This is a genomic window from Streptomyces sp. NPDC091387, assembly GCF_044756945.1.
Lineage (GTDB): Bacteria > Actinomycetota > Actinomycetes > Streptomycetales > Streptomycetaceae > Streptomyces.
Genome location: NZ_JBIVTZ010000005.1, coordinates 136,395 through 163,138, shown reverse-complemented (window position 1 = coordinate 163,138; position 26,744 = coordinate 136,395). Strand labels below are relative to the sequence as shown.

Annotated in this window: 26 protein-coding genes; 19 read left to right on the top strand and 7 right to left on the bottom strand. The window is 71.0% G+C overall.

What is annotated here, in order from left to right:
* The first annotated feature begins 106 nt into the window (after nucleotides 1-106).
* From argC to ACIQM0_RS12340, 5 genes are read left to right on the top strand one after another with little or no spacing between them, the layout of a single operon-like run.
* The gene (gene argC / locus ACIQM0_RS12360) at nucleotides 107-1,135 is read left to right on the top strand and encodes an N-acetyl-gamma-glutamyl-phosphate reductase (protein WP_401285918.1); all 1,029 of its coding nucleotides are present in this window, start codon (nucleotides 107-109) and stop codon (nucleotides 1,133-1,135) included.
* The gene (gene argJ / locus ACIQM0_RS12355) at nucleotides 1,132-2,286 is read left to right on the top strand and encodes a bifunctional glutamate N-acetyltransferase/amino-acid acetyltransferase ArgJ (protein WP_401285917.1); all 1,155 of its coding nucleotides are present in this window, start codon (nucleotides 1,132-1,134) and stop codon (nucleotides 2,284-2,286) included. The genes argC and argJ overlap by 4 nt, the downstream gene beginning before the upstream one ends.
* Nucleotides 2,283-3,185, top strand: coding sequence for an acetylglutamate kinase (gene argB, locus ACIQM0_RS12350; protein ID WP_401285916.1), 903 nt, complete (start codon nucleotides 2,283-2,285; stop codon nucleotides 3,183-3,185). The genes argJ and argB overlap by 4 nt, the downstream gene beginning before the upstream one ends.
* The gene (locus ACIQM0_RS12345) at nucleotides 3,182-4,372 is read left to right on the top strand and encodes an acetylornithine transaminase (RefSeq protein ID WP_401285915.1); all 1,191 of its coding nucleotides are present in this window, start codon (nucleotides 3,182-3,184) and stop codon (nucleotides 4,370-4,372) included. Before argB ends, ACIQM0_RS12345 begins: the two co-directional genes overlap by 4 nt.
* A 25-nt stretch (nucleotides 4,373-4,397) precedes the next feature.
* A complete protein-coding gene (locus ACIQM0_RS12340) occupies nucleotides 4,398-4,934 on the top strand; it encodes an arginine repressor (protein WP_123468525.1) in 537 nt (178 codons plus the stop codon).
* A gap of 3 nt (nucleotides 4,935-4,937) precedes the next feature.
* Here ACIQM0_RS12340 and ACIQM0_RS12335 read toward each other — a convergent pair whose 3' ends face one another.
* The 3 genes from ACIQM0_RS12335 to ACIQM0_RS12325 form a co-directional block, all read right to left on the bottom strand.
* Complete coding sequence (locus ACIQM0_RS12335; RefSeq protein ID WP_401285914.1) at nucleotides 4,938-5,639, bottom strand: L,D-transpeptidase; 702 nt, start codon at nucleotides 5,637-5,639, stop codon at nucleotides 4,938-4,940.
* 64 nt (nucleotides 5,640-5,703) lie between these two features.
* Nucleotides 5,704-6,297, bottom strand: coding sequence for a pyridoxamine 5'-phosphate oxidase family protein (locus ACIQM0_RS12330; protein WP_401285913.1), 594 nt, complete (start codon nucleotides 6,295-6,297; stop codon nucleotides 5,704-5,706).
* A 120-nt stretch (nucleotides 6,298-6,417) separates the two neighbouring features.
* Entirely contained in the window at nucleotides 6,418-7,311 is an 894-nt protein-coding gene (locus ACIQM0_RS12325; protein ID WP_401285912.1) for an NADP-dependent oxidoreductase, read from the bottom strand.
* Nucleotides 7,312-7,381: 70 nt separating this feature from the next.
* Here ACIQM0_RS12325 and ACIQM0_RS12320 point away from each other — a divergent pair, with 70 nt between their 5' ends.
* The 4 genes from ACIQM0_RS12320 (at nucleotide 7,382) to ACIQM0_RS12305 (ending at nucleotide 11,922) form a co-directional block, all read left to right on the top strand.
* The gene (locus ACIQM0_RS12320; protein ID WP_401285911.1) at nucleotides 7,382-7,969 is read left to right on the top strand and encodes a TetR/AcrR family transcriptional regulator; all 588 of its coding nucleotides are present in this window, start codon (nucleotides 7,382-7,384) and stop codon (nucleotides 7,967-7,969) included.
* A gap of 118 nt (nucleotides 7,970-8,087) precedes the next feature.
* On the top strand, nucleotides 8,088-9,281 hold the full coding sequence (locus ACIQM0_RS12315) for an argininosuccinate synthase (protein ID WP_385032742.1): 1,194 nt from the start codon (nucleotides 8,088-8,090) through the stop codon (nucleotides 9,279-9,281).
* 85 nt (nucleotides 9,282-9,366) lie between these two features.
* Nucleotides 9,367-10,812 carry an argininosuccinate lyase gene (gene argH, locus ACIQM0_RS12310; RefSeq protein WP_401285910.1) on the top strand — a complete coding sequence of 482 codons (1,446 nt, stop codon included), beginning with the start codon at nucleotides 9,367-9,369 and terminating at the stop codon, nucleotides 10,810-10,812.
* Nucleotides 10,813-10,950: 138 nt separating this feature from the next.
* Entirely contained in the window at nucleotides 10,951-11,922 is a 972-nt protein-coding gene (locus ACIQM0_RS12305; RefSeq protein ID WP_401285909.1) for an aldo/keto reductase, read from the top strand.
* Between the two features lie 51 nt (nucleotides 11,923-11,973).
* Here ACIQM0_RS12305 and helR read toward each other — a convergent pair whose 3' ends face one another.
* Nucleotides 11,974-14,121, bottom strand: coding sequence for an RNA polymerase recycling motor ATPase HelR (gene helR / locus ACIQM0_RS12300; RefSeq protein WP_401285908.1), 2,148 nt, complete (start codon nucleotides 14,119-14,121; stop codon nucleotides 11,974-11,976).
* Between the two features lie 835 nt (nucleotides 14,122-14,956).
* Between helR and ACIQM0_RS12295 the strand changes: the two genes are divergently transcribed.
* Together ACIQM0_RS12295 and ACIQM0_RS12290 are read left to right on the top strand one after the other, a co-directional pair.
* A complete protein-coding gene (locus ACIQM0_RS12295) occupies nucleotides 14,957-15,508 on the top strand; it encodes a TetR/AcrR family transcriptional regulator (protein WP_363031171.1) in 552 nt (183 codons plus the stop codon).
* Nucleotides 15,505-17,049, top strand: coding sequence for an MFS transporter (locus ACIQM0_RS12290; protein WP_401285907.1), 1,545 nt, complete (start codon nucleotides 15,505-15,507; stop codon nucleotides 17,047-17,049). Before ACIQM0_RS12295 ends, ACIQM0_RS12290 begins: the two co-directional genes overlap by 4 nt.
* Nucleotides 17,050-17,176: 127 nt before the next feature.
* Here the strand turns inward: ACIQM0_RS12290 and ACIQM0_RS12285 are convergent, their stop codons facing one another.
* Nucleotides 17,177-17,848, bottom strand: coding sequence for a lysophospholipid acyltransferase family protein (locus ACIQM0_RS12285; RefSeq protein WP_363031173.1), 672 nt, complete (start codon nucleotides 17,846-17,848; stop codon nucleotides 17,177-17,179).
* A 232-nt stretch (nucleotides 17,849-18,080) separates the two neighbouring features.
* On the opposite strand from ACIQM0_RS12285, the gene ACIQM0_RS12280 reads away from it, so the two are divergent.
* The 3 genes from ACIQM0_RS12280 (at nucleotide 18,081) to ACIQM0_RS12270 (ending at nucleotide 20,485) form a co-directional block, all read left to right on the top strand.
* Entirely contained in the window at nucleotides 18,081-19,250 is a 1,170-nt protein-coding gene (locus tag ACIQM0_RS12280) for a glycerophosphodiester phosphodiesterase (RefSeq protein WP_401285906.1), read from the top strand.
* A 127-nt stretch (nucleotides 19,251-19,377) separates the two neighbouring features.
* Complete coding sequence (locus tag ACIQM0_RS12275; protein WP_401285905.1) at nucleotides 19,378-19,944, top strand: sigma-70 family RNA polymerase sigma factor; 567 nt, start codon at nucleotides 19,378-19,380, stop codon at nucleotides 19,942-19,944.
* A gap of 37 nt (nucleotides 19,945-19,981) precedes the next feature.
* Entirely contained in the window at nucleotides 19,982-20,485 is a 504-nt protein-coding gene (locus tag ACIQM0_RS12270; protein ID WP_401286124.1) for a GNAT family N-acetyltransferase, read from the top strand.
* Nucleotides 20,486-20,500: 15 nt separating this feature from the next.
* Here ACIQM0_RS12270 and ACIQM0_RS12265 read toward each other — a convergent pair whose 3' ends face one another.
* Both ACIQM0_RS12265 and ACIQM0_RS12260 read right to left on the bottom strand, forming a co-directional pair.
* Nucleotides 20,501-20,938 carry a hypothetical protein gene (locus tag ACIQM0_RS12265; RefSeq protein WP_363031177.1) on the bottom strand — a complete coding sequence of 146 codons (438 nt, stop codon included), beginning with the start codon at nucleotides 20,936-20,938 and terminating at the stop codon, nucleotides 20,501-20,503.
* Between the two features lie 2 nt (nucleotides 20,939-20,940).
* Nucleotides 20,941-21,300 (bottom strand): hypothetical protein, encoded by a 360-nt coding sequence (locus ACIQM0_RS12260; protein WP_145762470.1) that lies wholly within the window; start codon nucleotides 21,298-21,300, stop codon nucleotides 20,941-20,943.
* Nucleotides 21,301-21,919: 619 nt separating this feature from the next.
* Here ACIQM0_RS12260 and ACIQM0_RS12255 point away from each other — a divergent pair.
* The 5 genes from ACIQM0_RS12255 (at nucleotide 21,920) to cbiE (ending at nucleotide 26,723) form a co-directional block, all read left to right on the top strand.
* Nucleotides 21,920-22,993 (top strand): methionine ABC transporter ATP-binding protein, encoded by a 1,074-nt coding sequence (locus ACIQM0_RS12255; protein WP_401285904.1) that lies wholly within the window; start codon nucleotides 21,920-21,922, stop codon nucleotides 22,991-22,993.
* Nucleotides 22,990-23,661, top strand: coding sequence for a methionine ABC transporter permease (locus tag ACIQM0_RS12250; protein ID WP_385032772.1), 672 nt, complete (start codon nucleotides 22,990-22,992; stop codon nucleotides 23,659-23,661). Before ACIQM0_RS12255 ends, ACIQM0_RS12250 begins: the two co-directional genes overlap by 4 nt.
* A gap of 72 nt (nucleotides 23,662-23,733) precedes the next feature.
* Complete coding sequence (locus tag ACIQM0_RS12245) at nucleotides 23,734-24,600, top strand: MetQ/NlpA family ABC transporter substrate-binding protein (RefSeq protein WP_401285903.1); 867 nt, start codon at nucleotides 23,734-23,736, stop codon at nucleotides 24,598-24,600.
* A gap of 101 nt (nucleotides 24,601-24,701) precedes the next feature.
* Nucleotides 24,702-25,379 carry a GNAT family N-acetyltransferase gene (locus tag ACIQM0_RS12240; protein ID WP_401285902.1) on the top strand — a complete coding sequence of 226 codons (678 nt, stop codon included), beginning with the start codon at nucleotides 24,702-24,704 and terminating at the stop codon, nucleotides 25,377-25,379.
* A gap of 105 nt (nucleotides 25,380-25,484) precedes the next feature.
* A complete protein-coding gene (gene cbiE / locus ACIQM0_RS12235) occupies nucleotides 25,485-26,723 on the top strand; it encodes a precorrin-6y C5,15-methyltransferase (decarboxylating) subunit CbiE (protein ID WP_401285901.1) in 1,239 nt (412 codons plus the stop codon).
* Nucleotides 26,724-26,744: the final 21 nt, after the last annotated feature.

Sequence of the window (26,744 nt, the reverse complement as noted above, 5' to 3'; positions counted from 1 at the left end):
GGCGTCCGAGATCCCGGACTCCGTCGGGATCACGCCACATCCATCCATTTCTTTGCATAAAAGTGCGATGTTGCGTATAGTCATGCCATCGACGAGGAGGATTTCGATGGTGGTACGTGCAGCGGTGGCAGGGGCGAGCGGATACGCCGGCGGGGAACTGCTCCGTCTTCTGCTGGTCCACCCGGAGGTCGAGATCGGCGCCCTCACCGCGAACTCCAACGCGGGACAGCCGCTCGGGGCGTTGCAGCCGCATCTGCGGCCGCTCGCCGGGCGGGTGCTTCAGCCGACCACGCCCGAGGTGCTCGCCGGGCACGACGTGGTGTTCCTCGCGCTGCCGCACGGGCAGTCCGCCGCCGTGGCGGAGCAGCTCGGTGACGACGTGCTCGTGGTGGACATGGGAGCCGACTTCCGGCTCAAGGACGCCGCGGACTGGGAGAAGTTCTACGCCTCGCCGCATGCGGGAACCTGGCCGTACGGTCTGCCCGAGCTGCCCGGCGGCCGCGCCGGGCTGGCGGGGAGCAAGCGTATCGCGGTGCCCGGCTGCTACCCCACCGCCGTGTCGCTCGCACTCTTCCCGGCGTACGCGGCCCAGCTCGCCGAGCCCGAGGCCGTGATCGTCGCCGCCTCGGGGACCTCCGGCGCGGGCAAGGCCGCCAAGCCGCACCTGCTCGGCTCCGAGGTGATGGGCAACATGTCGCCGTACGGCGTCGGCGGTGTCCACCGGCACACACCCGAGATGATCCAGAACCTCAGCGCCGCGGCCGGTGAGCCGGTGACCGTCTCCTTCACGCCGACCCTCGCGCCGATGCCCCGCGGCATCCTCGCCACGTGCAGCGCGAAGGCGAAGCCGGGCGTGAGTGCCGAGGTGCTCCGTACCGCGTACGAGAAGGCCTTCGCGGACGAGCCGTTCGTCGATCTGCTGCCCGAGGGGCAGTGGCCCGCGACCGCCGCCGTGTACGGCTCCAACGCCGTCCAGATCCAGGTCGCGTACGACGAGGCGGCCGGCCGGATCGTCGTCATCAGCGCCATCGACAACCTCGCCAAGGGCACCGCGGGCGGCGCCCTGCAGAGCATGAACATCGCCCTCGGACTTCCCGAGGACACAGGTCTTTCCACGATCGGAGTCGCACCGTGAGCGTCACGGCAGCACAGGGATTCTCGGCGGCGGGCATCGCCGCCGGAATCAAGGACAGCGGTAACCCGGACCTGGCCCTCGTGGTCAACAACGGTCCGCGTCGCGCCGCCGCGGGCGTCTTCACCTCCAACCGTGTCAAGGCCGCCCCCGTCCGCTGGTCGGAGCAGGTCCTCAAGGGCGGCGAGGTGACCGCCGTCGTCCTCAACTCCGGTGGCGCCAACGCCTGTACGGGACCGCAGGGCTTCCAGGACACCCACGCCACCGCCGAGAAGGCCGCCGAGGTCCTCAAGGGCCACAGCGCCGGTGAGATCGCCGTCGCCTCGACCGGGCTCATCGGCCTCCTGCTCCCGATGGACAAGCTGCTGCCGGGCATCGAGAAGGCCGCGGCCGTCCTGAGCGAGCACGGCGGCGAGAAGGCCGCCATCGCCATCAAGACCACCGACACCGTGCACAAGACAGCCGTCGCCGGCGGTACGGGCTGGACCGTCGGCGGGATGGCGAAGGGCGCGGGCATGCTGGCGCCCGGCCTCGCCACCATGCTCGTCGTGCTCACCACCGACGCCGACGTGGACACCGCCGGGCTCGACACCGCGCTGCGCGACGCGACCCGCACCACCTTCGACCGGATCGACTCCGACGGCTGCATGTCCACCAACGACACCGTGCTGCTGCTGGCCTCGGGGGCCAGCGGAATCACCCCGGAGCAGGGGGAGTTCGCCGAGGCCGTACGGGCTGTCTGCGACGACCTGGCCCGGCAGCTGATCGGTGACGCGGAAGGCGCGTCCAAGGACATCCGGATCGAGGTCGTCAACGCCGCGACCGAGGCCGACGCCGTCGAGGTGGGCCGCTCCATCGCCCGTAACAACCTCCTCAAGTGCGCCATCCACGGCGAGGACCCCAACTGGGGCCGGGTGCTCTCCGCCATCGGCACGACCAAGGCGGCCTTCGAGCCCGACGAGCTGAACGTCGCCATCAACGACGTCTGGGTCTGCAAGAACGGCGGGGTGGGCGAGGACCGCGACCTCGTCGACATGCGCTACCGGGAGGTCAGGATCACCGCCGACCTCGCCGCGGGCACCGAGTCGGCCGTCATCTGGGCCAACGACCTCACCGCGGACTACGTCCACGAGAACAGCGCGTACAGCTCATGAGCACCGCGCGGAAGCACACCGCACTCCCGAAGGCGCAGATCCTCATCGAGGCGCTGCCCTGGCTGACCCGGCACAACGGCAAGACCGTCGTCATCAAGTTCGGCGGCAACGCCATGATCGACGAGGGGCTGAAGGCGGCCTTCGCGCAGGACGTCGTCTTCCTGCGGCACGCCGGCCTCAAGCCCGTCGTCGTGCACGGCGGCGGCCCGCAGATCAGCGCCCAGCTCGACAAGCAGGGACTGGTCAGCGAGTTCAAGGCCGGGCTCCGCGTCACCACGCCCGAGGCGATGGACGTCGTACGGATGGTGCTCGCCGGACAGGTCCAGCGCGAACTGGTGGGCCTGCTCAACCAGCACGGGCCGCTCGCCGTCGGCATGACCGGCGAGGACGCCCACACCATCACCGCCACCCAGCACCGGCCCGTCATCGACGGCGAGGCCGTCGACATCGGCCGGGTCGGCGAGATCACCGCGATCGACACCGGGGCCATCCAGGCGTTGCTGGACGACGGCCGCATCCCGGTCATCTCCTCCATCGCCCGCTCCGCCGACGACAACCACGTCTACAACGTCAACGCCGACACCGCGGCCGCCGCGCTCGCCGCCGCGCTGGACGCCGAGACGCTGATGGTCCTCACCGACGTCGAGGGCCTCTACGAGGACTGGCCCAACAGCGACGACGTGATCAGCCGCCTCACCGCCACCGAGCTGGAGCGGCTCCTGCCGGAGCTCTCCAGCGGAATGGTGCCCAAGATGCAGGGCTGTCTGCACGCCGTGCGCAACGGCGTCGAGACCGCCAGGGTCATCGACGGACGGGTCCAGCACTCGATCCTGCTGGAGATCTTCACCGACGAGGGAATCGGCACGATGGTCGTGCCCGACGCACAGGGGGAAGCATGACCAACGCCGAGCTCTCGCAGCGCTGGAAGACCGCGCTGATGGACAACTACGGCACCCCGAAGCTGTCCCTCGTCAGCGGCTCCGGCGCCTACGTCCGGGACGCCGACGGCACCCGGTACCTCGACTTCGTCGGCGGTATCGCGGTGAACGCGCTGGGCCACGCCCACCCCGCGATCGTCGAGGCGGTCTCCACCCAGATCGCCTCCCTCGGCCACGTCTCCAACCTCTTCGTCGCCGAACCGCCCGTCGCGCTCGCCGAACGGCTGCTCCAGCTCTTCGGCCGCACCGGCAAGGTCTTCTTCTCCAACTCGGGCGCCGAGGCGGTCGAGGCCGCGTTCAAGATCGGCCGGCTGACCGGGCGCGGCCACATGGTCGCCACCGACGGCGGTTTCCACGGCCGCACCATGGGCGCTCTCGCGCTCACCGGCCAGCCGAAGAAGCGCGAGCCCTTCACCCCGCTGCCCGGCGACGTCACCCATGTCCCGTACGGGGACGTCGAGGCGCTGCGGGCCGCGGTGACCACCGACACCGCGCTGCTCGTCATCGAGCCGATCCAGGGCGAGAACGGTGTGGTCGTCCCGCCCAAGGGCTATCTGGAGGCCGCCCGGGAGATCACCCGGGCCACCGGCACCCTGCTCGTGCTCGACGAGGTGCAGACCGGGATCGGCCGGTGCGGCACCTGGTTCGAGCACCAGGCCCACCAAGGCGTCGAGCCCGACCTCGTCACCCTCGCCAAGGGGCTCGGCGGCGGACTGCCGATCGGCGCCACGGTGGCGTTCGGAGCGGCCGCGGACCTGCTGGAGCCCGGCCAGCACGGCACGACGTTCGGCGGCAACCCGGTCGCCTGCGCCGCCGGCCTCGCGGTCCTGGACACCCTGGCCGCCGGCGGCGTGCTCGACAACGTGAAGCGGCTCGGCGAACGGATCAGGGAGGGCGTCGAGGGGCTCGGACACCCCCTGGTCTCCCATGTCCGGGGCTCCGGCCTGCTGCTGGGTATCGTGCTCACCGAGCCCCTCGCACCCCAGGTGCAGCAGGCGGCTCAGGGAGCCGGACTCCTGGTGAACGCACCCGCACCCGATGTCGTACGGCTGATGCCGCCCCTGATCATCGGTGACGCGGAGGTGGACACGTTCCTCCAGGCGCTTCCCGGCATACTCGACGCGGCATACGGACGATCCGGAGAATGACCTTCCGGAGAATGAGGCGACGACGATGACCGAGGCGCAGGAATCCGAGCACGGCGGGCCGTCCGTGCCGCAGACCCGTACGGCGCGCCACCGCCGGATCGTGGACATCCTGAACCGGCTGCCGGTGCGCTCGCAGAGCCAGCTGGCCAAGCTCCTCGCGGACGACGGGCTGAGCGTCACCCAGGCGACGCTCTCCCGGGATCTCGACGAACTGGGTGCGGTGAAGATCCGTAACACCGGCGGCGAGCTGATCTACGCGGTGCCGAGCGAGGGCGGTTTCCGTACCCCGCACGCACCGCTCGGCGGCTCCGCGAAGGAGGAGAGGATGCGGCGCCTCTCCGCCGAACTGCTCATCTCGGCGGAGGCCTCTGCCAACCTCGTGGTGCTGCGGACGCCTCCGGGCGCCGCCCAGTTCCTCGCCTCGTCCATCGACCAGGCGGAACTGCACGACATCCTCGGCACCATCGCCGGTGACGACACGCTGATGCTGATCAGCCGCGACCCGGCGGGCGGTCAGGCGCTCGCCGACCATCTGCTGCGGCTCGCACAGAACGACCGCTGACGGTCAGTAGCGTGTGATCGCGGTCGGGCCCGAGCGGGTCCCGATCGCGATGTGCGGACGGCGGGCCGGATCGGCCCAGGCCAGGATCCGGTCCATCGCGGCCGCCGGTACGGAGACACAACCGGCGGTCGCACCACGCCCGTTGACGTGCAGAAAGATCCCGGCGCCCCGCCCGCGCACCGGACGGTGGTAGTTGAACCCCACGACGAGCGCACGGGCGTACTGCGCCGGATACGTGATCAGCTGCTCGGCCTCCGAGGCCCGGCAGTCGGCCGGCCGTGGCTCCACCCACCGGTTGTACGCCCGCGCCGCGTTGTCCTGACACCACCACGAACCGTTGTGGACCCGGCGGTAGGAGGAGCGGGTGCCGGGCGGGGCCGCCGCCACCCCGAAGGCGTACGGCAGGTCGTACAGACCGGTGGGCGTGGTGTCGGTGCCCTGCTTGCGCGAGGCACCCTCGGTCAGCCCGTTCGCCCCGAACCGGGCGGGCGCGGACCCTGCCGCCACCCAGCGGCCGGAGCGCAGGCTCCACCAGGTGACCGTGCCCGTGGTCGCCCCCGCGGCGGAGGCCTCGGCCGTGATCAGCTGGGAGCCGCCGCCCGTGTCGGCCAGCCGCTGCGGCAGCGGCGGGTCCGCCGGGGGCCGGGCCCCGGTCAGGGCGGCGAGGGCGAGCAGTACCGAACACGTCACCAGACATCTGCGCATGTCCCGGACCGTAGACCGGCCCGTGCCCGGCCACCCGCGCACCTGCTCCGTACGGCCCAACCGCTCACCGCGCGGGCGGCAGGGCGGGCAGCGGGAGGGGCAGCCCCGGCAGCCCGTCGATGCTGGTGGCGATGTGCTCCTTCTTCTCGAAGTAGGCGCTGAGCGAGGCGTCGTCGTCCCGTGCGAAGCGCTTGGCGTGCAGCGGCCGGTCCTCGTCGTACGACATGAAGGGGACCGCGTATCCGCAGGAGTCCCGGATCAGTTCGGCCTCCACCACGATGATCGCCCGGAGTCCGTGCCGGGTGTGGTCCACCCCGTCGAACCGTTCGAGCAGCCCGGCGAAGCGGGGATCGTCGCGGAACACCGGCTCCCCTCGGCCGTGCACCCGCACGATGGTGGGCGGGCCCTGGAAGGCGCACCACATCAGGGTGATCCGGCCGTTCTCGCGAAGGTGCGCCACCGTCTCCGCATTGCTCCCGGCGAAGTCCAGATACGCCATCCGCAGCTCGTCGAGCAGCACGAAGGAACCGCTGACGCCCTTGGGGGAGAGGTTGACCGTGCCGTCGCCGTCCAGCGGTGCGGTCGCCGTGAAAAAGACGTGCTGTTCCTCGATGAAGGTCCGCAGCCGCCCGTCGATGCGTTCGTATGTCTTTCCCATGGGGGCGATTATCCGCTCCGCCTCCCTCGGCAACAGGGGTTTCCAGCCCGTGGGACAGGCGCGGCAGGCCGGGCGGCGGTACGCACGTTCACCACCGCCCGGAAAGCCCCGGGAACCGGCTCAGACGACGATGATCCGGCGCCCGCGCGCGTGACCGGCCCGGCTGTCGATGTGCGCCGCCGCGGCCTCGGTGAGCGGGTACGCCTTCTCGACGGGGATGTGCAGCTCTCCCCGCGCGATGAGGCCGACGGCCTCGGCGAGCGCATCGGGCACGCTCCCGGCCACGCCGGAGAACCGGACGCCGGACTCCGCCGCCGAGAGATCGGCGATGGAGATCACCTTCCCCGGGTCCCCGGTCAGCGCGACCAGCTCGCGGATCACCCCCGAGCCGGCCAGGTCGAGGGCCGCGTCGACCGGGCCGAGCCGCCGCACCCGCTCGACCCAGCCCTCGCCGTACGTCGTGGCGACGGCACCCAGGCCGCGCAGGTAGTCCTGGTTGGCGGCCCCGGCCGTGCCGATCACCCTGATGCCGCGGGCGCGGGCGATCTGCAGCACCGCCGATCCGACTCCTCCGGACGCGCCGCTGGCCAGCAGCGTCTGTCCGGGCCGCACACCGACCTCCCGGATGACGCGCAGCGCGGTCTCCACCACGGAGGGGTACCCGGCCGCCTCGCCGAACGTCAGCCCCTCGGGCATCAGCGCCCAGGCAGACAGCACGGCGAACTCGGCATAGGTGCTCGAACCCTCGCCGAACACGCGGTCGCCGGCCTCGACCCCTTCGACGCCCGCACCGACCTCGTCCACCACCCCGGAGGCGTCCAGCCCGACTCCGGCGGGCAGCTCGACCGGATGGGCCCCCAGGATCTGGCCCTCACGGATTCTCCAGTCGACGGGATTCACGCCCGCCGCCCGCACGGCGATGCGTATCCGGCCGGGGCCCGCGTGGGGCTCCTCGGCATCTATGAGGTGCAGGACCTCCGGGCCGCCGAACTCGGCGAAGCTCACTTTTCTCATGCGGCCGACCGTAGCACTAACCGTTAGTGTTTCAGAACAGTTATTGTTTTGTACCTGATAGTGTCAGGCCATGACCGTGCAGTCCGGACGCCGTGAGCGCAAGAAGGCCGCGACCCGCCAGAAGATCGCAGACACCGCGATGCGGCTCTTCCTGGAGCGGGGGTACGACGCGGTGGGTATCCGCGACGTGGCCGCCGAGGCCGATGTGGCCGTCACCACGCTCTTCTCCCACTTCGCCTCCAAAGAGGCCCTGGTGTTCGAGCGGGACGACGACTTCGAGCAACGCCTCACCGGAGCGGTCACCGACCGTGCGCCGCACGAGCCGCTCATCCCCGCGCTGCGCCGCGAGATCCTGGTCCTGGTCCGGCACTGCCGGGCGAACGGCGCCGCCCCGGTCTGGCGCATGGTCGTCGGATCGGCCGCCCTGCGGGAGTACGAGGAGTCGATGAGGCTGCGCCACGCCGAGTCGCTGGCGGCCGCCCTCGCCGCGGACCCCGGTCTGTCGCTGACCGCGACGGCCTGCCGGGCCATCGCGAGGTTCGTGGTCGACACCTATTCGCTGGCCCGCGAGGAAGCCGATCCGGACGCCGCGGTGGACGAGATCTTCCGGATGATCGAGGCGGCCTGGGAGGTCGCCCGCTCCTCCCCGCGTGCTTGAGGGGCTTCCCGGACGCGGGGATGGGGCTTCCGCGCCCGCCCTCACCTGCATCTTTGACAAACTATACGGAGGAACGCATAGTTATACCTGTCAGTGATTGCACCGTGAGGAGAAACCCGTGACCGAGCGCGTCGTACTCGCCTACTCGGGCGGCCTTGACACCTCCGTCGCCATCGGCTGGATCGCCGAGGAGACCGGCGCAGAGGTCATCGCCGTCGCGGTGGACGTCGGCCAGGGCGGCGAGGACCTGGACGTCATCCGGAAGCGCGCGCTCGCCTGCGGCGCGGTCGAGGCCGAGGTCGCCGACGCGAAGGACGAGTTCGCCGAGGAGTACTGCCTCCCGGCGATCAAGGCCAACGCCCTCTACATGGACCGCTATCCGCTGGTCTCGGCGCTCTCCCGGCCGGCCATCGTCAAGCACCTGGTGGCCGCCGCCGACAAGCACGGCGCGAGCGTCGTCGCCCATGGCTGCACCGGCAAGGGCAACGACCAGGTCCGCTTCGAGGCCGGTATCTCCGCGCTCGGCCCCGACCTGAAGTGCATCGCCCCGGTCCGCGACTACGCGATGACCCGGGACAGGGCGATCGCCTTCTGCGAGGAGAAGAACCTCCCGATCGCGACCACCAAGAAGTCCCCGTACTCCATCGACCAGAACGTCTTCGGGCGCGCGGTCGAGACGGGCTTCCTGGAGGACATCTGGAACGCGCCGATCGAGGACATCTACGAGTACACCGCCGACCCCGCCACCCCGCGCGAGGCCGACGAGGTCGTCATCTCCTTCAAGGAGGGGGTGCCGGTCGCCCTCGACGGCAGGCCCGTCACCGTGCTCCAGGCCATCCAGCAGCTCAACGAGCGGGCCGGCGGCCAGGGCATCGGCCGGATCGACATCGTCGAGGACCGGCTCGTGGGCATCAAGTCCCGTGAGGTGTACGAGGCACCGGGCGCGATCGCACTGATCACCGCCCACCAGGAGCTGGAGAACGTCACCGTCGAGCGCGAACTCGCCCGCTACAAGCGGCAGGTCGAGCAGCGCTGGGGCGAGATGGTCTACGACGGCCTGTGGTTCTCCCCGCTCAAGCGCGCCTTGGACGGCTTCATCAACGAGGCCAACCAGCACGTCACCGGCGACATCCGGATGACCCTGCACGCCGGCCGCGCCGTCGTCACCGGCCGCCGGTCCAGCGAGTCGCTGTACGACTTCAACCTCGCCACGTACGACTCCGGCGACACCTTCGACCAGTCCAAGGCACAGGGCTTCATCGAGATCTTCGGCCTCTCGTCGAAGATCGCCGCCAAGCGTGACCTGGCCTGACCCCTCCCCGTTACGTCACCGCCTCCCGGCCCTCCGTGCGGGGAGGCGGTCGCACATCCAACCCCCTTCTCCCGAGGAGCACGCAGTGAGCAACGGCAACGGCAACGGCAACGGCAACAGCGACGTACGCCTCTGGGGCGCCCGTTTCGCCGACGGTCCGGCCGAGGCGCTGGCCAAGCTGTCCGCGTCCGTCCACTTCGACTGGCGCCTGGCGCCGTACGACATCGCCGGCTCCCGCGCCCACGCGCGCGTCCTCAACAAGGCGGGCCTGCTCACCGAGGACGAGCTGAAGCGGATGGCCGCCGGCCTCGACCAGCTGGAGGCGGACGTCGCGGACGGCTCGTTCACCGGCACCGTCGCCGACGAGGACGTCCACACCGCCCTGGAGCGCGGTCTGCTGGAGCGGCTCGGCCCCGACCTCGGCGGCAAGCTGCGGGCCGGTCGCTCCCGCAACGACCAGATCGCCACACTCTTCCGGATGTACCTGCGCGACCACGCCCGGATCATCGGCGGCCTCGTCGCCGAGCTGCAGGACGCCCTGGTCGGCCTCGCGGAGGCCCACCCGGACGTGGCCATGCCCGGCCGTACGCACCTCCAGCACGCCCAGCCCGTGCTCTTCGCCCACCACATCCTGGCCCATGTGCAGTCCCTGTCCCGGGACGCCGAGCGGCTGCGCCAGTGGGACGAGCGGACCGCCGTCTCGCCGTACGGCTCGGGCGCTCTGGCCGGCTCCTCGCTCGGCCTCGACCCGGAGGCGGTCGCGGCCGACCTGGGCTTCGAGCGCGGTTCGGTGGCCAACTCCATCGACGGCACGGCCTCGCGGGACTTCGTCGCGGAGTTCGCGTTCATCACCGCGATGATCGGCGTCAACCTCTCCCGGATCGCCGAGGAGATCATCATCTGGAACACGAAGGAGTTCTCCTTCGTCACCCTCCACGACGCCTTCTCCACCGGCTCCTCGATCATGCCGCAGAAGAAGAACCCCGACATCGCCGAACTGGCGCGGGGCAAGTCGGGGCGGCTCATCGGCAACCTCACCGGGCTGATGGCCACGCTGAAGGCCCTGCCGCTCGCGTACAACCGCGACCTCCAGGAGGACAAGGAGCCGGTCTTCGACTCCTGTGACCAGCTCGAAGTCCTGCTGCCCGCCTTCACCGGCATGATGGCCACGCTCACCGTCAACCATGAGCGCATGCAGGAGCTGGCCCCGGCCGGCTTCTCGCTCGCCACCGACATCGCGGAGTGGCTGGTCAAGCAGGGCGTGCCCTTCCGCGTCGCCCACGAGGTCGCCGGCAGTTGCGTCAAGGAGTGCGAGCTGCACGGCATCGAGCTCGACGAGCTGACCGACGAGCAGTTCGCGAAGATCTCCGAGCACCTCACCCCCGAGGTCCGCACGGTCCTCGACGTGGCCGGCGCACTGGCCTCCCGCAACGCCCGCGGCGGCACGGCCCCCTCCGCGGTCGCCGTCCAGCTCGCCGAGGTCAAGGCGGACCTCGCGACGCAGCACGCCTGGGCGACGGCGCGCGGGTAGCAGGCCGGCATCGCGGGCTACGTTGGGTCATGGGGCCTGTCCGGATCAGGTCCGGGCAGGTGCACCCCACGACCTGCGCGGCGGACCGGGGCCGGACGGACCCCGGCCGCGTTCCCCACCGACCACGAGGAGCCCGCGATGCCCTTCGCCCGACTGGCCAGCACCACCACCCCGACCGCCCACATCGGGCTCGGCCTGGCAGCGGTCGGCAGGCCCGGCTACATCAATCTCCACCGTGACCGCGACCTGCCCGACGAGCGCACCGCCGACGCGCTGCGCTCCCGTACGCACGAACTGCTCGACGCCGCCTACGCACAGGGCGTCCGCTACTTCGACGCGGCCCGCTCCTACGGCCGCTCCGAGGAGTTCCTCGCCGACTGGCTGAAGGCCCGGCCCGAGGTGCGTGACGTCGTCATCGGGAGCAAGTGGGGCTACACGTACACCGCCGACTGGAGCGTCGACGCCGAGGCGCACGAGGTCAAGGACCACAGCCTCGCCGCCTACGAGCGCCAGCGCGCCGAGACCGCCGCGCTGCTCGGCGACCGGCTCGACCTCTACCAGATCCACTCCGTCACCCCGGACAGCCCGGCCCTGACGGACAAGGAGCTGCACGCCCGCCTCGCCGAGCTCGCCGCCGAAGGGGTCAGCGTCGGCCTCTCCACCAGCGGGCCCGCGCAGGCCGACGCGATCCGGGCGGCCCTCGCCGTCACGGTCGACGGCGAGCCGCTCTTCCGTACCGTCCAGGCCACCTACAACGCGCTGGAGACCTCGGCCGGACCGGCACTGGCCGACGCCCACGCCGCCGGACTCACCGTGATCGTCAAGGAGGCCATGGCCAACGGCCGGCTGGCGGGCACGGAGGGCCCCGCCGCGGTGCGGGAGATCGCCACCGAGGAGGGGCTCGGCAGCGACGCGGTGGCCCTGGCGCTGGTGCTGCACCAGCCGTGGGCCGGGGTCGTGCTCTCCGGCGCCGCGACCGTCGGCCAGCTCGCCGGCAACCTCCACGCGGCCGTCCTCGGCCTCGACGAGGAGCGGCGCGCGCGGCTGGACGCACTGGTGGAGGAGCCGGAGGCGTACTGGAGGCACCGCGCGTCGCTGCCCTGGAGCTGAGCCGCCGTCCGCCCCCGGCCCCGGCCGGGAGCGGACGTACGGTTCGCTCCCTCAGGGGCTGGTGAGCATGACGAGCTGCTGGGTCGCCCGGGTCATCGCGACATAGCGGTCGACCGCTCCTTCGATGCCCTCGCCGAACGTCTCCGGGTCGATGAGGACGACCAGGTCGAACTCGAGCCCCTTGGTCAGCTCCGGGGCCAGCGACCGGACGCGCGGCGTCGACCGGAACGTGGGATCGCCGACGACGCAGGCGATCCCGTCGGTGTGTGCGGCGAGCCAGGTGTCGAGCACCGAGCCCAGGTCCGCGACCGATCCGTGCACGACGGGGAGCCCGCTGCTGCGGACGGAGGCCGGGACGTTGGCGTCCGGCAGCACGGCCCGGATGACCGGCTCGGCCTCCGCCATGATCTCCTCGGGCGTCCGGTAGTTGATGCTGAGGGAGGCCAGGTTGATCCGGTCGAGCCCGATCCGCCTCAGCCGTTCCTGCCACGACTCGGTGAACCCGTGCCGGGCCTGGGCGCGGTCCCCGACGATGGTGAAGCTTCCCGACGGGCACCGGATCAGCAGCATCTGCCACTCCGCGTCGGTCAGTTCCTGAGCCTCGTCCACGACGATGTGCGCGAACGGGCCGGCGAGCAGGTCCGGTTCGGTGCCGGGCGCCCCGCTGTCGTCGACCAGGGCCTCCTGGAGGTCCTTCCCGTGCAGCATCGTCACCGCACCCTCGCCGTCGTCGTCGGCCTGCAACAGGGTGTCGATGACCTTGTCCATGTGCTCGCGGTCCGCGGCGAGCGCGGCCTGGTGCCGACGGCTGCGCCGGGACGCCTCCGGGTCGCCCAGCCGCTGGCGTGCCGCGTCCAGGTACGGCAGGTCGGACACCGTCCACGCCTGGGGGTCCTCCCGCTGGAGCCGCGACACCTCGTCGGGGGTGAGCCAGGGGGCGCATCTGCGCAGGTAGGCGGGGACCGACCAGAGGTCCCCGACGACGTCGGCCGCCTCGAGCAGCGGCCACGCGCGGTCGAAGGTCGTGAGCAGCTCCCGGTTCTTCAGCAGCGACTTGCGGAGCACCTCGTCGGAGACGTCGCCCTCGTGCTTGTCGACCAGGATCGTGAGCAGCTCCTCGCGGACCTGGTCGCGCGCCTCGTTGTGCGGAGTGCCGGGTTCCGCCGCCTCGAACGCCACGGCCCAGTCGCCGGCGGTCAGCTGGATGTCGGACCAGTGGGTCGTGACCGTCATCCCCTTGGCGGGCGGCTCCTCGTAGAACCTGGCGGCCGCGTCGACCGCCGCCACCAGATTCCTGGAGGACTTCAGGCGGGCCACCTCCGGGTCGGCCTCCGCTCCTGCCGCGGCCCCCTCGGCCACGAGGTCCCGCAGGGTGCAGGTCTGCACGCCCTCCTCCCCGAGGCTGGGCAGGACGTCGGCGACGTAGCCCAGGTAGGGCTGGTGCGGGCCGACGAACAGCACACCGCCCCGGCGGTGACCGAGACGGGGGTCGGAGTAGAGGAGGTAGGCGGAACGGTGCAGGGCGACGACGGTCTTGCCCGTACCCGGGCCCCCGTCGACGACGAGTGCGCCGCGGGACCCCGCGCGGATGATGGCGTCCTGGTCGGCCTGGATGGTGCCCAGTACGTCCCGCATCCGGGCCGACCGGTTACTGCCCAGGCTGGCGATGAAGGCGGACTGGTCGTCGAGCGCGGCGTGCCCGGCGAACCCCTCCGCGGTGAACACCTCGTCCCAGTAGTCGCTGATCCGGCCGCGCGTCCAGCGGTACCTGCGGCGGCTCGCCAGCCCCATCGGGTTGGCGTGGGTGGCTCCGAAGAACGGCTCGGCCGCGGGGGAGCGCCAGTCGATGAGCAGCCGGCGGCCCGAGCTGTCGGTGAGCCCGAGCCGTCCGATGTACAGGGGCTCGGGGTCGTCCGCCGCGACCATGTGCCCGAGGCAGAGGTCCAGACCGAAGCGGCGCAGCGCGCGCAGCCGGGCGGTCAGCCGGTGGATCTCCACGTCCCGGTCCATTGCCTGCCGGCCCGCACCGCCGGGCGTCCTGCGCTCGGCGGCCAGCCGCTCGGTCAGCTCGGCGATCGACTCGTCGAGGCATTGTGCGATGGCGGCGAAGTGCTGCTCGTCGCCGGCGATCAGCGCCGGGTCGGCCTTGGGGGAGAGGCGGTCGGGAAGGTCGAACGCGCTGGTGGTCAGGGGATTCACGTCATCAGCTCCGATCTGGGGCCGCTTGCAGTCGATGCGCGCAGCAGGGCGCCTGGACCGGCGCGGCGTACGTGGTGGCCGTGACGGGGCGGAGCTCCGTCCGGGTGTGGACGCCGTGGCTGGGTGCCGGTTCAGTCCGCCAGGGTTTACGGGTTCTCGGGTACCTGGTCCTGGCTCGGTGGTTCCGGGCGGTTCACCGGAACCCGGGCCGGGCGCGCGGCGGCCTCCAGGACCGCCGTCCGAGCAGGCCGGTGGCCGACGCGGCCGCGCGCCGGGGCAGCCGCGGCGGCGGCGCGTTCAGCCGTACCTCCGTGCCGACGGCCCGCAACCGCCCCGCGGGTCCCGGCAGCGGTTCGACGTCCCCGCGCGACCCACCGGCCGACAACAGCACACGCACTTCGTGACTCACCCATCTCCGCAAAATTCTGGCCTCGGCCGATGATTCTGCGCCATCACCCGGGTCTTGCCGCAAGCCCCCCCATGCGCTATAAGTTAAAAGTGGCAAGGAGTGGGTTCGTGCTCACGACCCTCCGGCCGGAGCCCGGCACACCTGGGGCCGACCGCCACGATACGGCCCCGCCGACGGCTCTCCTCCCGCCCGGCGTGACAGCCGGGCCATCGGAACCCGTTCACTTACCGCGCCGGCGGAATCCGCGTTCCCGCCGGGACGCTCCTTCCCCTGAGCCGCTGCTCACCGAAGTGCGGTACATCCACAACCACGTGAACGGCCGCCCCATTCCGGCTGCCCCACTTACGGCGGTATCCCTACCGGGCGGAGATCCCTTCGGCCGACCCGCATGAGACAGTCATGTCTCATGCGGGCTAATCTCGTCTCATGACTCTCGATCGTGAGCAGGTACTGCGCAGCGCCGCCGCCCTGCTGACCCGTAAATCGACCGCCACCATGGACGAGGTCGCCAAGGCCGCGGGTATCGGCCGCGCCACCCTGCACCGGCACTTCGCCGGGCGGGACGCCCTGGTCAGGGCGCTGGAGAACCTGGGAATCCAGGAGTTCGAAGCGGCGCTCGATGCCGCGGAGCTCGACCGGGGCACCTCGCAGGAGGCGCTGCGCCGCTTCGTCGCGGCCCTTGAGCCGAGCGCCGGGCTCCTGTCCTTCCTCGTGTCCGAGAACCAGCTCTTCGAGGGCGACGAGCTGAACGAGGGCTGGGACCGGCTGGACGCCCGGGTCTCGGCCTTCTTCCGGCGCGGCCAGGAGCGCGGCGAATTCCGGATCGACCTGACCCCCGCCTGGCTGACCGAGGCCCTCTACGGGCTCATCGGCACCTGCGCCTGGGCCGTTCAGGCGGGCCGGGTGGCCGCACAGGACTTCCAGTACATGATCGTCGAGTTGCTGCTCGGCGGCGCACGCCGGAGCGTGGAGCAATGAGCAGTATGGAACAGCACCCGGGAGCCCCGACCGAGCTGCGCCGCCCCGGGCGGTGGATCGCGCTGTCCGTGCTCGTGCTCGCGGTGCTGCTGGTGGCCGTCGACGCGACCGTGCTCGGTCTCGCCACCCCCTTCCTCACCGAGGACCTCAAGCCGTCCGGCACCCAGCTGCTCTGGATCGGTGACGTCTACTCCTTCGTCATCGCCGGTCTCCTGGTCTCCATGGGCAGCCTCGGTGACCGCATCGGCCGAAAGAAGCTGCTGCTCTGCGGAGCCACCGCCTTCGGCGCGGTCTCGGTGCTCAACGCCTACGCGTCGACGCCGGAGATGATGATCCTGGCGCGGGCCCTGCTCGGCGTCGCCGGCGCCACTCTGATGCCGTCCACCCTCGCCCTGATCCGCAACCTCTTCCACGACGCACGCGAGCGCAGCCTCGCCGTCGGCATCTGGGGGGCGATGGCCTCGGCCGGTGCGGCGGTCGGCCCCGTCGTCGGCGGTTTCCTCCTGGAGCACTTCTGGTGGGGCTCGGTCTTCCTGATCAACCTGCCGGTCATGGCCGTGCTCGTCGTCGTCGGGATCAAGATGATCCCCGAGTCGAAGAACCCCGCGCCCGGACCGTGGGACGTGGTCAGCGTGCTGCTCTCGCTCGTCGGCATGATCGGCGTCGTGTACGCCATCAAGGAGCTGGCGGCGCACGGCGGGAGCTGGCCGGTCGCGCTCGCGGGCATCGGGGGAGCGGCCGCGCTCGTCTGGTTCGTACGCCGGCAGTTCCGGCTCCCCGCGCCCCTGCTGGACATGCGGCTCTTCCACCACCGGGGCTTCTCCGGCGCCGTGCTCGCCGATCTGCTGACCATCCTCGGCCTGTCCGGCCTGGTCTTCTTCCTCTCCCAGTTCCTGCAACTGGTCCAGGGGCGCGGACCGCTGGAGGCCGGTCTCGCCGAACTGCCGGCAGCGGTCGGCGCGGTCACCGCGGGCCTGCTGGCCGGCGTCACCGCCCGCCGCTTCTCGGTGCGGTCCGTGGTGTCGGGGGGCCTCGCGGCGATCGGCCTGTCGCTGGCCGCGGTCGCCGCGATCCACAAGGACACCGCGTATCCGCTGATCGGCGCCCTCCTCCTGATCGTGGGCGTGGGCGCGGGCTTCGCCTTCACGGTGACCTCCGACGTGATCCTCTCCAGCGTCCCGAAGGAGCACGCGGGCTCCGCGTCCGCGGTCTCCGAGACGGCGTACGAGCTCGGCGCCGCTCTCGGCATCGCCCTGCTCGGCTCCATCGTCACCGGCGTCTACCAGGACTTCGCCACTCCGGCGGGGGTACCGGCACCCACCTCGTCGGCCGCCCACGAATCGCTGGGCGGCGCCGTCGAAGCGGCCAAGACACTCACGGAACAACAGGGGACCGCACTGGTCCACGCCGCCCAGGACGCGTTCGTCGACGGCCTGCGGCTCGCGTCGGTCTTCGGCGCCGCCGTCCTCCTGACGACGGCGGTCGCGGCGTGGTTCCTGCTGCGCGGCCAGAAGCTGGAGGAAGGCATCGTGCACGACTAGGTCAGGCGTGAGGAGCCCGTCCGTCCCGTGCGGTCCGGACGGGTGGAACGGATGTGCGGAAGGGCCCGTACCCCCAACCGGGGTACGGGCCCTTCCGTATGTCCCTGACGCGGTGCTCCGCGTCGGCTCAGGCGGCCTTGGCCTTCGTGGCGTACATGTCGACGTACTCCTGGCCGGACAGCCGCATCACCTCGGCCATCACGGAGTCCGTCACCGCCCGCAGCACGTAGCGGTCGCGGTCCATGCCCTCGTAACGCGAGAACTCCATCGGCTCACCGAAGCGGACCGTGACCTTGCCCGGCCGCGGGACACCGGAGCCTCCCGGCTGGAGCTTGTCCGTACCGATCATCGCGAACGGCACGACCGGCGCACCCGTCATCAGCGTCAGCCGTGCGATGCCCGTACGGCCCCGGTAGAGGCGGCCGTCGGGGGAGCGGGTCCCCTCCGGGTAGATCGCGAAGGCCTTGCCCTCCTCCAGCACCCGGCGGCCCGTCATCAGCGCCGCGACACCGCCGCGGCCGCCGTCCCGGTCCACCGGGACCATGCCGACGCCCGTGAAGAACCAGGCCATCAGGCGGCCCTTGAAGCCCTTGCCCGTGACGTACTCGTCCTTGCCGATGAAGCACACCGGCCGGTCGCAGCAGATCGGCATGATCATCGAGTCGATGAACGTGAGGTGGTTTCCCGCGAGGATCACCGGCCCGGATCCCGGAATGTTCTCGATGCCCTCCACCCGCGGCCGGAACATCAGGCGCAGGATCGGTCCGAGCACTGCCTTGATGAGTGCGAGTCGGGACAACGGTTCCTCCGGTGTAGCGGCCGGGCCGGCCGAGCGACGAATTGAGCGGTACATGCAGGTGAGGACGATACTCGCGGGAACTCCCTGATCGCACATCGGGTTCACGCAGCGGATACGCAGTGTTGACGTGTGTTTGCGCCATGTTGGCCCGGGTGCCGCCGTCCGGACCGCCGAGCTGCCTACGCTCGGGCCTCGCTCGACAGGTGCCGGACATCATATGCGAGGAGCATTCATGACAGAGCGTGCGCAGGCCACCCCCGGACGACGGACCGTCATGGGCGCGGGGGCCGCCGTACTCGGTACCGCGGCCATCGGCCTGACCGGTACGGCACGGGCCGCCGGGAACACCGCGGAACGGTCCGGCCACGGCGGCCCCGGACACCGCCTCGACCTCCCGGTGCCGACCGTCATCGGACACCGGGGCACCAGCGGATACCGCCCCGAGCACACCCTCGGCTCGTACCAGCTGGCCCTCGACATGGGCGCGCACATCATCGAGCAGGACCTGGTGCCGACCAGCGACGGCCACCTCGTCTGCCGTCACGAGAACGACATCACCGCCACCACCGATGTCTCCGCCCACCCCGAGTTCGCGAGCCGCAGGACCACCAAGACGGTCGACGGCATCCCGATCACCGGCTGGTTCACCGAGGACTTCACCCTCGCCGAACTGAAGACGCTGCGCGCCAAGGAGCGCATCCCGGGCAACCGCCAGAAGAACACGCTCTACGACGGCCGCTGGGAGATCCCCACCTTCGAGGAGGTCCTGCGCTGGGCCGACCGCGAGGGCCGCAGGCGCGGCAAGCAGGTCTGGCTGTACGTCGAGACCAAGCACCCCACCTACTTCCGCGGCCTCGGCCTCGGCCTCGAGGAACGGCTCGTCAAGCTGCTGCGCCGCTACGACCGCCACCGCGCCCAGTCGCCGCTGATCCTCCAGTCCTTCGAACCCAGCAGCATCCAGCGGCTGTCGAAGCTCGTCGCCACTCCGCGCGTCGTCCTGCTCTCGGGCACCGGGACCCAGCCCTGGGACTTCACGGCGACCGGCGACCCGCGCACCACCGACGACCTGGTGAAGCCCGCCGGTCTGAAGTGGTTGGCGTCCTTCGCCCAGGGCATCGGCCCCACCCTGGACCTGATCATCCCCAAGGACGGCTCGGGCAAGCTCGCCGAACCCACCACCCTGGTACGCGACGCGCACGCCCAGGGGCTGATCCTGCACCCCTACACGATGCGCAACGAGAACACCTTCCTGCCCGCCGACTTCCGGCGCGGCAGCGACCCCAACGCCTACGGGGACGCGTTCGGGGCCTTCGCCGCGTACTTCGCGACGGGCATCGACGGGATCTTCTCCGACAACCCGGACACGGCGCTGCTCGCGGCGGCGGACTTCACGGGCAAGTAGCGTGCCCGCCCCGGCCGGTGGCCGCCGGACCGCACGGGTCCGTCAGCACCCGGCCGGGAGTGCCCCGGTCGGGTGGTGCTCGTCCGGTTCGGCAACCGGCCGGCGGAGAAGCGCGTCGGGTGGGTGCATGACGCTTCCCGATCTTCATGCGGCGCCGTCCCTCCCGGCCCCCGCAACCGTCGTCCGGACCCTGTATCCGCTGGTCAGCGCCGAGGCCGGAGCCGAGGCAGCGGCCTCGGCGACCGGCGCCGCCGTCGACCCCGCCGATCTCGAACAGACCGTCTGGCTGCGCCTGCTGGAGCGGCTGCCCGAGCAGGGGCCGCCGGCGGACGCCGCGCGCTGGGTGCGGGACACCGTGCGCGGAGAGGCCCGCCGGGCCCGCCGCACCGCCCGGCACGAACGGCCCTACCGTGACGAGACCGCCCCCGATCCGGCCGGCTGCCCCGAGCGGGCGTTCGCCGGCGCCGACGAACGCCGGGTGCTGCGCGCGGCGGTGGACCGGCTCCCCGCCCGCTGCGCACGCCTGCTGAGGGCGATGCTCGCCCCGAGCGATCCCACCTACCGGGAAATCGCAGGGGAGTTGGGTATGTCACAGGGGAGTTTGGGTCCGATCCGTTCCCGATGCCTGGGATGTCTGCGCAGAATGCTGGCGGCGGAGGTTGTAGCTCCTGAACTGCGGGGAAAGGAGCGGTAGACAACCGGCGGATCAGATGAGCGGGAGGCGTGCGCGGATGGGCATGAGCGTGATCATCTCGGCGGCGGGCACACAGGACGCCGAACAGATCTTGAAACTCCAGTACCTCTGTTTTCAGAGCGAGGCGGAGCTGTACGGGAACTACCGGATCGACCCGCTCGTCCAGACCCTCGACTCGTTGCGCGCCGAAATCGCCACGAACCTGGTGTTCGTGGCGCGGCTCGGTGAGGAAGTCGTCGGTTCGGTACGGGGATCGGCGGATCAGGACGGCGTCGGGGAGATAGGGCGGCTCTGCGTCCACCCCCGGCTCCAGGGTCACGGCCTCGGCGCCCGACTGCTGCGGGCGGCGGAGTCCGGACTCGCCGGCCAGCGGTCGGCCACCCGGTTCCGGCTGCACACCGGACACCTCAGCGAGAGCAATCTGCGGCTCTACCGCCGGGCCGGTTACGCCCCCGTGGGCAATGCCACCGGCCGGGACGGCGTCCGGATGATCCTGCTGGAGAAGGAGGCCTCGGCCGCCGCGTACGTGACCAGCGCCTGACCCTTCGACCAGCGCCTAGGCGGCCTTCGCGCGGCGCAGCCAGATCATCCCGGTGACCGGCAGGATCACCGGGATGAACAGGTAGCCCGTCCCGAAGTCCGACCAGACGGTGGCGTCCGCGAACGCCGACGGGTCGGCCAGGGTCCACGTGCCCACGATCAGTACCCCGGCGAGCTCGGCGGCGCAGCACACCAGCGCCATCCGGCGCGCCTTCTCCCCGCCGCGCACCAGCGAATAGGTGATGAAGCCGTAGACGAGCGCGGCGACGGCCGACAGCACGTAGGCGAGCGGCGCCTTCCCGAAGTCCAGGATCATCTGGACGATCGAACGGGACGCCGCCGCCACGGTGAACACGCCGTAGAACCAGACCAGTACCCGGCCCGGACCGGTGCCGAGGTCGAAGGGCTGCTTCTCGCCGGTGGCTGCCGCGGGGGTGCGATCGGTGTCGGTCACGGTCAGTTTCCCCAGATGTCGTAGAGCCGTACTTCGAGAACGGCCAGCACGACCGCGCCCGCCGCCACCGTCACCGAACCCCACCGGGTCCGCTCGCTCAGCGACAGGAAACCCGCCGCCGGAACGGCCAGGAACGCCCCGATCAGATATGCGATGAAGATGGTCATGCCCTGCTCCGGCCGCTCGCCGCGGGCCATCTGCACGATCCCCACCACCAGCTGGGCCAGCGCGAGCACCGAGACCACGGCCATCCCGATGAAGTGCCAGTCCTTGGTCGGCTGGTCCCGGTAGGCGGCGAATCCGCACCAGGCGGCGAGGGCGAGGGCGGCCACGCCGACCGCGATCGTCAGGGCGTCAAGCATGAGCCGAGGGTATTACGGGCCGGGGGACCCGCCGCGTGCACCCCCGCACCCGGGCGCCGACGGGGCCGGTGAACACGGAGCCGCACACCTGAAATCGGAGCCGCGCGCCGCTGCCCTGCCGCACGAGGACCGTGGCCTTGGCCACAGAACCGGACCGGCCCGGACCGGTGATCCCTAGTGCAGCCGAGCGCCCGCATCCCCTGTCGATGCAGGTCACAGCGTTGCGGCCGGAAAACGCGACGGCCGGCGGGGCGGTACCGGAACGCCATCCACGCTCGTCCGCTATACGGACAACCAGTTCGGGCGGAACGTTACGTCTGTTTTACTTGGGACATGACCACGACGAGCAGCCGCATCCTTGCGACCGAGGCGATCACGACGCCCGGTGCTCGTTGTATGTGTCGAATGCGCGCCTTCTGAGGGCCCCCGCCTGAGCCTCGCGCCCCAAAGCGAGGCCGAGTCCGTCCGTGCACGCTGCCCCGCGGTCACCACCGCGCCGGGCCGTGCCGGTACCCCGCTCGAAAACGTCCGATCGAACGTCCGAACAGTCCCACCGGACGAATGCCCCGTGCCCGGCGGACACCGCGCCGCGCACTCGACAGTGACGGAACCCCCCCCTGTGATCACCACTACGGGCCTCACGAAGGTCTACCAGTCGCGCGACCGTGAGGTCACCGCTCTGGACGGCGTCGACCTGCACGTCCGCGAGGGCGAGGTGTACGGCGTCATCGGACAGAGCGGCGCCGGAAAATCATCCCTGATCCGCTGCGTCAACCTGCTGGAGCGCCCCACCTCGGGCACCGTGACCGTGGCCGGCCAGGACCTCACGGCCCTCGCGGGCCGCGGCCGCCGGGCCGGCAAGGAGCTGCGCGAGGCGCGCAGCCGCATCGGTATGGTCTTCCAGCACTTCAACCTGCTGGCCTCCCGCACCGTGCAGGACAACGTCGAACTCCCGCTGGAGATTCTCGGCGTCGCCGGCCGCGAACGGTCCCGCAAGGCCCTCGAACTCCTCGACCTCGTCGGCCTCGCCGACAAGGCCAAGGCGTACCCCGGCCAGCTCTCCGGCGGCCAGAAGCAGCGCGTCGGCATCGCCCGCGCGCTGGCCGGCGACCCCAAGGTGCTGCTCTCCGACGAGGCGACCTCGGCGCTGGACCCCGAAACCACCCGCTCCATCCTCCAGCTGCTGCGCGACCTCAACCAGCAGCTCGGCCTCACCGTCCTGCTCATCACGCACGAGATGGACGTCGTCAAGACGGTCTGCGACTCCGCCGCGCTGATGCGCAGGGGCCGCGTCGTCGAGTCCGGCACCGTCGGCGAACTGCTCGCCACCCCCGGCTCCGAACTCGCCCACGAACTGTTCCCGGTCGGCGGCAGCGCCTCCGGACCCGACCGCACGGTCGTCGACGTCACCTTCCACGGCGAGGCCGCCGCCCGTCCGGTGATCTCGCAGCTCTCCCGCACGTACAACATCGACATCTCGATCCTGGGCGCGGCGATGGACACCGTCGGCGGCCGGCAGATCGGCCGGATGCGCATCGAGCTGCCCGGCCGGTTCGAGGAGAACGTCGTACCCATCGGCTTCCTGCGCGAGCAGGGCCTGCAGGCCGAACTCGTCGAAGACGCCGACAGCACCGACGCCGCTGCCGCCCCCACTGTCATCCCCGCACCGCTCACCAAGGAGGTGGCGAAGTGACCTGGTCCGAAATGCAGCCGCTGCTGACGCAGGGCACCGTCGACACCCTCTACATGGTGCTGTGGTCGGCGGCCGTCACCGTCCTGGTCGGACTGCCGCTCGGTGTTCTGCTCGTCCTCACCGACAAGGGCGGACTGCTGCAGAACACCCCGGTGAACAAGGTCATCGGCGTGATCGTGAACATCGGCCGCTCGCTGCCGTTCATCATCCTGCTGATCGCCCTGATCCCCTTCACCACCTGGGTCGTCGGCACCTTCATCGGCCCGACCGCGATGATCGTCCCGCTTGCCGTCGGCGCCATTCCGTTCTTCGCCCGGCTCGTCGAGACGGCGGTCCGCGAGGTCGACCACGGGCTCGTCGAGGCCGTCCAGTCCATGGGCGGGTCCATCCCGACGATCGTCCGCAAGGTCCTGCTGCCGCAGGCGCTGCCGTCCCTCGTCTCCGGTGTCACCACCACCGTCATCGTGCTCATCGGCTACTCCGCGATGGCCGGCGCGGTCGGCGGCGAAGGGCTCGGCTCCAAGGCCGTCACCTACGGATTCCAGCGCTTCGACAACCAGTTCATGCTCATCACCGTCGTGCTGCTGGTCGTCATCGTCACCGTGATCCAGCTGATCGGCGACGGAGCCGTACGCCTGCTGGCCCGCCGGGGCCGCAGCACCTCCTGAGACTTCTCCTCCCCGCAGCCCGCACTCCTTGTCCGGGCGTACCACCATCACCATCCGAAAGAGGCACTCTTCGTGCGCAAGAACATCAAGATCACCGCAGCTGCCGCCGCCACCGCCGCCCTCGCCTTCGGCCTCACCGCCTGCGGCACGGACTCCGACCCGGCGTCCAAGAGCGAGACCGGCGCCAAGGCCGACACCTCCAAGGCCCTCGTCGTCGCCGCGTCACCGACGCCGCACGCCGACATCCTGGACTTCGTCAAGAAGAACCTGGCGGACAAGGCGGGCCTCAAGCTGGAGGTCAAGGAGTTCACGGACTACGTCCTGCCGAACACCGCGACCGAGACCGGCCAGGTCGACGCCAACTTCTTCCAGCACCAGCCCTACCTCGACGACTTCAACAAGAAGAACAACACCCACCTGGTCTCCGTCGGCACCGTGCACCTGGAGCCCCTCGGCCTCTACTCCAAGAAGGTCAAGGACCTGGGCGACATCAAGTCGGGCCAGACCATCGCCGTACCGAACGACACCACCAACGAGGGCCGCGCGCTCCAGCTGCTCGCGGGCAACGGCCTGATCACCCTCAAGGACGGCGTCGGCACCAGCGCCAAGCTGAGCGACATCACCGACAAGAAGGGCCTCAAGTTCAAGGAGCTGGAGGCCGCGACCGTCCCCCGCGCCCTGAACGACGTCGACGCCGCCGTGATCAACGGCAACTACGCCATCGAGGCCAAGCTCGAGCCCGCCAAGGACGCCCTGGCGCTCGAAGAGGCCGACGGCAACCCGTACGCCAACATCGTCGCCGTGAAGAAGGGCAACGAGAAGGACGCCCGCGTCCAGAAGCTCGTGAAGCTCCTCCACTCCGACGAGGTCAAGAAGTTCATCGAGGACAGCTACCAGGGCTCGGTCATCCCGGCCTTCGGTTCCGCAGCCAAGTCCTGACCCCCGCACGGCACTTGCCCGAGGAGCCCCGCACACCCCGCCCGGGTGCGCGGGGCTCCGTCGTGCGGACCCGCCCATGCACAAGGGCCGCCCGATGCTGCATGCTGTGCCTTTACACGGTCTTCGGCATGGAGCTGCGCATGACTTCCACCTTTCCGGACATCTCCATCAGCACGGATCGGTTGGTGCTGCGCCCCTTCGACATGGCGGACGTTCCCGCGTACATCGAGATGATGAACGACGAGCTCGTCACCGCCTGGACCGAGGCACCCCACCCCTACACCCAGGTCGACGCCGAGCGCTGGGTCCGCAGGATCGCCCCCGCGCAGCGGACCAAGGGTGACGGCATCGTCTTCGCCGTCACCGAGTTCCTCACCCAGCGCCTCGTTGGCTCGGTCCGGCTGCACCACACCGACTGGCGGACCCTGGCCACCGAGGTCGCCTACATCACCGCCCCCTGGGCACGCGGCGAGGGATACGCCACCGAGTCCGTGCTGGCGCTCGCCCAGTGGCTCTTCCGCGACCAGGGCTTCGAGCGGATAGAGCTGCGCACCGCCGCCGACAACACCGCCTCCCAGCAGGTCGCGCAGAAGCTCGGCTGCATCAGTGAGGGCATCCTGCGCAACGCCCGCATAGCCCGCTCACAGACCGAGGACGGAGGATGGGCCGACATCAGAACCGATCTGATCGTCTGGGGCCTGCTCCCCGAGGACCTGGAGGGAGTCGCCGAGCAGCTCGCCGACGCCGGTGGATACGGTACGTACAACGACTGGAACTGACCCCTCCCCGGCCCGGCGCCGCACCGGCACGGACCGGTGGACCCCGCCGTGACCGCCCCGGGGCGACCGGCCCCGCCTGCTACAACTCCTGGAGACTGACAACAGATGGCCGACCGGGTCACAGTGATCGGCTGGGACGGCTCACCACTTAACCGAGCGGCCACCGCCGCGCTCTCCGCCGCCACGCTCGTCGCCGGAGCCGCCCACCACCTCGCACTGCCCGAAGTGCCGCGCAGCGCGGAACGGATCCGGCTCGGCTCGATCGACCTGGCCGCCCGGCGGATCGCCGGCCACCGCGGCAGCGCCGTGGTCCTCGCCGACGGCGACCCGGGATTCTTCGGAGCCGTCCGCAGCCTGCGCGCCCCCGAACACGGCCTCGAAGTCGAAGTGGTGCCCGCCGTCTCCGCCGTCGCCACCGCCTTCGCCCGCGCCGGTATGCCGTGGGAGGACGCCCAGACCGTCGTCGCCCACCCCCGCACCCTGCGCCGCGCGGTGAACGTCTGCCGCGCCCACCACAAGGTCGCCGTCCTCACCTCGCCCGGCGCCGGACCGGCCGAACTCGCCCTGCTGCTCGAAGGCGTCCACCGCACGTTCGTCATCTGCGAGGAACTCGGCACCACGCGCGAACAGGTCACCGTCGTCACCTCGGACAAGGCCGCCGACCACGTCTGGCGCGACCCCAACGTCGTCATCGTCATCGGCGGTGGCCCCGAGCGGCGGGCCGACGGAGCGTGGATCGCGGGCCGCCACCCCGCCTACCCCCAGGGCGTACGGGGCTGGGCGCTGCCCGCCGGCGCCTACCGGGGCGACGGCCCGGCCCCCGCGGGGGAGAGCGGCGAGGGCGAGTCCCCTGGGCTGCGCGCCGCCCAGCTCGCCCACCTCGGGCCCCGGACCGGCGACCTGGTCTGGGACATCGGCTCCGGCAGTGGGGCCCTGGCCGTGGAGGCCGCCCGGTTCGGCGCGGCGGTCCTGGCCGTGGACAGCGACCGGGACGCCTGCGCACGCACCGCTGCGGCGGCACGGGCCTTCGGGGTCCAGCTCCAGGTGGTCGAGGGGCGCGCCCCGCACGTGCTGGAGCGGCTGCCCGAGCCCGATGTCGTGCGGATCGGGGGCGGCGGGGTCCCCGTCGTCACCGCCGTCGCCGACCGCAGGCCGGAGCGGATCGTGACCCATGCCTCCACCCGGGACGAGGCCGAGGCGCTGGGGGCAGCCCTCGCCGAGAACGGATACACGGTCGCCTGCTCGCTCCTGCAGTCCGTCGAACTCGACACGTCCGCATGGTCGGAGCGCGAACGCTCGGTCGTCTTCCTGCTGTCCGCACTCCGGTCGGACCTCGCCCCCTGACCCTGTCGGCACACGGCGGGA

Coding starts and splice junctions, on each gene's coding strand:
- argC (WP_401285918.1), top strand. CDS start 107: ATGGTGGTACGTGCAGCGGTGGCAGGGGCGAGCGGATACGCCGGCGGG.
- ACIQM0_RS12305 (WP_401285909.1), top strand. CDS start 10,951: ATGCCCTTCGCCCGACTGGCCAGCACCACCACCCCGACCGCCCACATC.
- ACIQM0_RS12275 (WP_401285905.1), top strand. CDS start 19,378: ATGACGCTTCCCGATCTTCATGCGGCGCCGTCCCTCCCGGCCCCCGCA.
- ACIQM0_RS12280 (WP_401285906.1), top strand. CDS start 18,081: ATGACAGAGCGTGCGCAGGCCACCCCCGGACGACGGACCGTCATGGGC.
- ACIQM0_RS12295 (WP_363031171.1), top strand. CDS start 14,957: ATGACTCTCGATCGTGAGCAGGTACTGCGCAGCGCCGCCGCCCTGCTG.
- ACIQM0_RS12240 (WP_401285902.1), top strand. CDS start 24,702: ATGCTGTGCCTTTACACGGTCTTCGGCATGGAGCTGCGCATGACTTCC.
- ACIQM0_RS12270 (WP_401286124.1), top strand. CDS start 19,982: ATGGGCATGAGCGTGATCATCTCGGCGGCGGGCACACAGGACGCCGAA.
- ACIQM0_RS12290 (WP_401285907.1), top strand. CDS start 15,505: ATGAGCAGTATGGAACAGCACCCGGGAGCCCCGACCGAGCTGCGCCGC.
- argB (WP_401285916.1), top strand. CDS start 2,283: ATGAGCACCGCGCGGAAGCACACCGCACTCCCGAAGGCGCAGATCCTC.
- ACIQM0_RS12335 (WP_401285914.1), bottom strand. CDS start 5,639: ATGCGCAGATGTCTGGTGACGTGTTCGGTACTGCTCGCCCTCGCCGCC.
- cbiE (WP_401285901.1), top strand. CDS start 25,485: ATGGCCGACCGGGTCACAGTGATCGGCTGGGACGGCTCACCACTTAAC.
- ACIQM0_RS12330 (WP_401285913.1), bottom strand. CDS start 6,297: ATGGGAAAGACATACGAACGCATCGACGGGCGGCTGCGGACCTTCATC.
- ACIQM0_RS12345 (WP_401285915.1), top strand. CDS start 3,182: ATGACCAACGCCGAGCTCTCGCAGCGCTGGAAGACCGCGCTGATGGAC.
- ACIQM0_RS12325 (WP_401285912.1), bottom strand. CDS start 7,311: ATGAGAAAAGTGAGCTTCGCCGAGTTCGGCGGCCCGGAGGTCCTGCAC.
- ACIQM0_RS12260 (WP_145762470.1), bottom strand. CDS start 21,300: ATGCTTGACGCCCTGACGATCGCGGTCGGCGTGGCCGCCCTCGCCCTC.
- ACIQM0_RS12340 (WP_123468525.1), top strand. CDS start 4,398: ATGACCGAGGCGCAGGAATCCGAGCACGGCGGGCCGTCCGTGCCGCAG.
- ACIQM0_RS12320 (WP_401285911.1), top strand. CDS start 7,382: ATGACCGTGCAGTCCGGACGCCGTGAGCGCAAGAAGGCCGCGACCCGC.